Below are 6568 nucleotides of genomic sequence, written 5' to 3'. Positions count from 1 at the left end.
ATCGTATATTTTTATTAAAATAAAAAATTTCTAAATTCTAATTCTAATAAAGATTACCTTAATTGTTAATTCTACTATTTCATTTATATGCTAATAATATTATCATATTTAATTTTTTTTTCAAGTTTTTTTTAAATTATAAGAAGTAATTACGAAAAATCACAGAACAATATAAAAACAAAACTGTAAAAGACTATAAAAGATTATAAAAGATTATAAAAGATTATAAAGACCTTTTATTTATTTTATTAATTCAAAACAATATATACAGCAACACTACTTAATATCCCGTTTTTTGCTACTTAATATCCCGTTTTTTGCTACTTAATATCCCGTTTTTTGCTACTTAATATCCCGTTTTTTTATTTCAAAATTACTTGATATAAATAACTTGACATTAGGGGAAAAATATATAATATAATTAATTCTACTTTTCATTTTATATTAAAATAATTTCTGATCCATTATTTATTTAATTTAAAGAATATTTAGAAATAATTATTTTTTATAAACAAAATAAATTGCTTTTTAGGAGAATTTATACTAAGAAATAGTATCAAAAGTAGAATTTTTTTTTACTTTAGTAATATTACTATATTATTTTCTAAATGAAAAATAATATAATTTTTTAAATATAAAAAGTAATAAATTATTTTATTATTATGTATTATGATCTTTTTAAACATTTTCATGCACAAAAAATCGATTAATGAGAGAATTAAATTATTAACTAATAACAATAAAAAAAATAATTGTTCTAACTTAAACATTAAAAATAATAAAAACTCTTTTTTTATTAAAATATCAAAAAATAAGAGAGTTATTCCTAACATTATGTTAAGAAGTTCTTTATTTGGTGTAATAAGAAAAGGTTATAGAAAATATGAAAGAAATGTTTTAAAAACATCCTTAAATGGATTTGATATACGTTTTACAGGAGAAAGTTTAGATCAATCTGATTTAGACGTTTGGTTGGAATGTTTATATAGACTTACTAAAGTTCCTTTGGGTAAAAGAGTAATTTTTTCTACTTATTCATTTTTAAAATCAATCGATAGAAAAACAGGAAAAAAAGATTATGAATGGTTAAAATCATCTTTAATAAGATTATCTATCTGTAGTATAGAAGTAAAATATAAAAATTATTTCTATATAGGTCATTTATTGCATGAATGGTATAGAGATAATAAAACTAAGAAAAATATAATTTTACTAAATAAAAATATTATTGCTTTTTTTACAGATTCTATGTGGACAGCAATTTCTTTAAAGGAACGAAAAAAATTAAAAGGAAGACCATTGTCTCAATGGATACATTGTTTTTTTTGTTCACATAATATTCCTTTATATTATAAAGTTAATACTTTAAAAAAATTATGTGGTAGTAATACTTCTTTATTATGGAAATTTAGACAAATTTTAAAAAAATCTTTATATGATGTATCTTTAGCCACGAAATGGAAATGTTGGATAGATAAAAATGATATTGTTCATATTATAAAAAAATAATAATTTAATTTTTTTTTATTTATGTTAGTATGAATGAAATTTCTTCTACATATATTATAAAATGGAAAAAAATATTTATTTAAATTCTAAATTTTTAAATAAAAAATCAAAATGTAATACAATTATTAATCAAAATATTAATTTTTTAAGAAAAAATAAAATTCAAAAAAAAGTAAAAGATTTAATAAGCATTGCTTTTTTAGGTCCTTTAGGTAGTTATTCTCATTTAGCTACTTTAGCTTATATTAATAATTATTTTTATAAAAAAACAATTATTAATATAAGTTGTAAAAATTTTTCAGAAATTTTTCTACACATTAGAAATAATATTGTAAATCTAGCTATAGTTCCAATATATAATAATTACACAGGATTTATAAAAGAAGTATCAATGTTATTAGAAAAGAATAATTCTTTTTTATACATAAAAAAGAATTTAAAGTTTCCAATTAAACACTGTTTAATAACTTATAAAAAAAATATTTCTACTCAAAACATTAAAAAAATTTTTAGTCATCCTCAATCATTTCTGCAATGTAGCTTTTTTATAAAGAAATATCCTAAATGGATTATTAAACATTGCTCCAGTTCCTCTTATGCTATGAATCTTATAAAAAAAAAATCATCATATAAATTTGCTGCTATAGGAAACGAAATGGCAGCAAATTTATATAATTTAAATATATTAAAAAAAAATATATCTAATAAAACAAATAATCAAACTAATTTTTTAATTTTAAAAAAAATTTGATTATTTTTAATAAAAACAAATTAATTAATATAATAGACAATTTTTTTCATTAATAATATTATCAATATTACCATGAATAATAACATTATTCTTTATCCATAAAGATCCTTCCTTTATATGAAAATCATTAAAAAATACTTCAATAATATTTTTTTCATCTAAACCATCAAATGTTAAAGTTCCTGGTGTTAATATTTTAATATTTTTAAAAAAAATATTTTTAAATTGAGGCTCTTTATTATTTTTTATGATATTTACATAATTAGTTTTTAAAACTATAGGATTTTTAACATTAATCATACAAATATTTTCATAATTAATGTCTGTAACTAATCCTCCTTTAATAAGGTTACTCTTTATCCTTATACCATTAGTTGTATTAGTTAAAGATAAATTTTTTATTAAAATATCATTTACTCCATTAATTGTTTCACTACCTATAGACATACCATGTCCATAACTAAAATTATTATTTATAATAGTTATATTTTTTGATGAAATTCCTTCATTACCACCTGATTTAATTGCAATATTATCATCACCAGTACTAATATTAGTATGTGTGATTGTTATGTTTTGTGATGAAGATGGATCTATACCATCAGTATTACGTGCATCATTAGGTGTATTTATATTTATACCCCAAATAGTTAATCCATTTGTTTTGTGAGAAACAATATGAAAATTAGGAGAATTAATTAAATTTAATTTATATATAGTAATATTATATCCAGAATTTATATCAATTAAATGAGGTATATTTTGTTTTTTTTTATGTAATTTTGCATTAGTCGCTAATTGCCACCAAGTATATTTTTTATTTTTTAATAAAATACCCCCTTGTCCATCAATATAACCAAAACCATATAATCCGCTATTTTCACCATTTAATGTTATAAATGGTTTACATCCATTTCCTAAATTATCTAATAAACCACAAGTTTTATTACCTTTATCATATAAATTAGGATCATTAATAGCTGATAAAATTACTTTTTTATCTATATATAAACCTCCATAAGAAGGGATAATGATTGGTCCTGAAAAAAAATTATTATTTCCTTTATTAGAAGAAATTAAACTTACAATTTCATGTTTTTTTGCACAATATAAAATAGCTTCTTGTATATCAGTAGTACGACTCTGATCATTTGCTATTAATATTTTACATATTTTAGGTACAATTGGTTCTGTAACTGAACGTTTATCTTTTGCGTAAACAAAATTTTTAACACTTAAAATAGTAATTGTAATTATAAATATAACTTTAAAAAAAATATTTTGTATTTTTTTATAAAATAAAATTTTCATTTTATTTAATTCATAATTATTTAACATATAAATATTATATAATATTTTTTTTTATAAAAATTATCTTTAATCAAAAAAATATTAATTTATATAATAATCTTTTCTTTTTATTATACAAAATACAGTAAAAATATTACTAGGAATAGCTTTTTCAATATGTCCGTCTTTAAAATCTATGTAATAACGTAATAATTCTGGGAAATATCTATCTACTATAGAAGTTTTAGTCCAAACACGACTATAACGTTGAATAATAGGCCATCCGTAATTACTAAGTAAATCTTCACCTGCATGAAGACCATTAAAACTAGCTAATTCTTCACTAGAAGGTAAAAAATGATTTATAGATTTACAATATTCATTAGCATTATCCCATGTAAACTTAGCCCAATCTTCATTTAAATAATGATATACTTGATCTCCAGTACGTTCTGACATTAAATTTGGTCTTTCATATTTGATTCCATGTAACCATATATAATCCACCATATGTCCATACATTTGTGCATGAATAGTATTAGGACTAGTTTGTACTGTAAAAATTAAATTCATTTTTTTAGTAACATATTTATTTGCTACAATATTAATTGTAGTACATACCCCAATACCAAAAGGATCTGATATCATTAACTTTAAATTACCATTTTTATCAGTTATAGATGAAAAATTATCACCAGAAAAAGATTTTTTATTTGTAACGTCTTCAATATTTAATTTACCACTATCTTTTCTAAGATTACCTTGTCTATCTTTAGCCATAATATTATGGATTTCAATTTTAGAAAATTTAAATCTTTTTCCATGTTTATCATAAACTGTTATTAAAAAATTTAAAGGTATATCTGATTGAGAAACAATAACATTACTTTCTAATATTTTATTATTATAATTTGTTACAGAAATTACCATATTATCAACAGAAGGTAATATAAAATTAATTTTTTTACTTAATTCTTGATTAATCATATCACCAATTTTTACTTTTAAAAATACTTTTCCTGGAGAAAAACTCATGACATCTGCATAATAAGTCCCTTTAGGATTTTCAATAACTTTACTTATGTGTACATTATGTTTATCAGCAAAACTAGATTTTTCGACAAAAAAAGAAATATTATCTATATTAGATAATACTTTATTATTTATATCCCTAGCTTCTAGAATAATTCTAGATTTTTCTGATTTAACCAATACTTTTTCAGGAAAAATAGTTAAAGTAGAAAAATTTTTGTTTAAAAGAGGGGCAAAAACATAAATATTAATATAAATAACATCCTTATTACCTTCAATATCTGAAGCTATAATTCTTAATTTATAAAAATTTTTATTATTATTTTTGAAATCATAATTAGGTAAACTAATTATATACCTATTTTTAGTAGAGGATTCAACGATAAAACCTCCGTTTTGTAAAAAATTATTATTAATGTTAAAATGTAAATTTTTTACTTTATTTACAGCTTTTACTTGAACATCTAAAAAAATTTTACTACCTGGATAACCAGTTATTTCTTTTTTAGCAAATAATTTAATTAAAAATTTTTTTCTATATTCTAAAATAATATCATTATTTCTATTTACAAAATCATATCTATGATCATCTACTGATGAAAAAACATTAGGAAATTCTGTGTTTATTTGATCATGAAAAGAACAATTAAATTTTAAACTTAGTTGCATACCAAATATAGTATTGCTTTTTCCTGAAAAACTTTTTGTTTTTTGTAAATAAAAATTTAGTAAAGGAATAGGATGATAATTTATATGAAACGAAAACAGTGAAGGAGAATATAATTTTTCGTTTTCATATTCATTATCATTTTTTTTAAATCCTATATTACCGTAATATTTTTCATATGATAATTTAAATTTTATTTCTGGTATTTGAGGAAAATATCCCTCTCCTTCAATATTCCAACCTGTAGCTGGTCTTTCGTAAAATTCATCATCATTTATATCATTTAAATTTTCTTTTTTTTTTAAAAAATCTAAATGCCACCATTTACTAAGTCCGTAGTAACCATTAATACTTAATTTTATAAATTCTTTCCAATACTCTGCACCTAAACCAAATCTTGAATTTGCCAATGTAAAATCATAATCAAAAAAAGTATTTAAACCAATCATATGTTCATTATCAAATGATAATTTTCTTATTCCGAAACCTAAATTATTTTGAATTCTATTATCTGTTTTATGTATATTATTTTGTACAAAAAAAATAATATCTTCATTTTCTATAATTGGAATTAAAATATCCATCTCAGAATTATTTAGATTTAAATTTTCATCTAAATTTAAAATAATAGAGCTTTTACCATTTATTTGTAAAAGATCAAATATCTTACTGATATTTGACTGAATTTTTTTATTTAGTTCCGTATTAATTTTATCTATAAAAATTAACTTAACATCTTCCATTAAATTTTTTCTATTATTCGAATATCTATCTAAAAATAAATTTTTTGCTAATAATAAAAAATCAAATAAACTTTTTTGAAAGTCATTATCTTTTGAACTATTTTCATTTTTTTTTGTATGCAAAAATAAATCAGAAAGATATTTAGGAGAATAACTGTTTCTATTATAACTTTTTTTTAAATTATACCATATAATTTCGTTTTTACTTAAAAACTTATTGAATATAATGTCTTTATTTTTTATATTTTCCTGTAATTTTATTTGAAAAATTAATTTTTTAAATCTTTTATTTATTATTAATGGTGAGTATATTTTTAATTTTATATAAAAAATAATTTTTTCATTAATAAATTTAACTAGAATTTTATTTATTTTATTTAAATAATATGTATTTGGAATACAGTATTTTTCTTTTTTGTTATTAGAACATCTTATGTAAGTACTTTTTTTATTATCAGTAAAAAAAGCATTTGTGTAATTGATATTCGTTAAAAAGAAAAATATTAGAATAAAAAATTTTAATACTTTTTGAGACATTTTAAAAAATATTATTTTTTGTTTATTTATTTTATTCAT

The 6568-nt window shown here is 19.7% G+C and carries 4 protein-coding genes; 2 read left to right on the top strand and 2 right to left on the bottom strand.

Annotation, left to right across the window (positions count from 1 at the left end):
* The first annotated feature begins 690 nt into the window (after positions 1–690).
* Together trfA and GJT89_RS02230 are read left to right on the top strand one after the other, a co-directional pair.
* A complete protein-coding gene (gene trfA, locus GJT89_RS02235) occupies positions 691–1509 on the top strand; it encodes a plasmid replication initiator TrfA (protein ID WP_168894925.1) in 819 nt (272 codons plus the stop codon).
* Between the two features lie 61 nt (positions 1510–1570).
* Entirely contained in the window at positions 1571–2260 is a 690-nt protein-coding gene (locus GJT89_RS02230) for a prephenate dehydratase domain-containing protein (protein ID WP_168894924.1), read from the top strand.
* A gap of 24 nt (positions 2261–2284) precedes the next feature.
* On the opposite strand, the gene GJT89_RS02225 is transcribed toward GJT89_RS02230, so the two are convergent.
* Together GJT89_RS02225 and GJT89_RS02245 are read right to left on the bottom strand one after the other, a co-directional pair.
* Entirely contained in the window at positions 2285–3598 is a 1314-nt protein-coding gene (locus tag GJT89_RS02225) for a glycoside hydrolase family 28 protein (RefSeq protein ID WP_168894923.1), read from the bottom strand.
* 54 nt (positions 3599–3652) lie between these two features.
* Entirely contained in the window at positions 3653–6568 is a 2916-nt protein-coding gene (locus GJT89_RS02245; protein ID WP_211080463.1) for an inverse autotransporter beta domain-containing protein, read from the bottom strand.

It is taken from the genome of Enterobacteriaceae endosymbiont of Donacia versicolorea, assembly GCF_012570965.1.
GTDB lineage: Bacteria > Pseudomonadota > Gammaproteobacteria > Enterobacterales > Enterobacteriaceae.
Note: the sequence above shows the minus strand (reverse complement) of the source record. Positions and strands in the feature narration are given on the sequence as shown.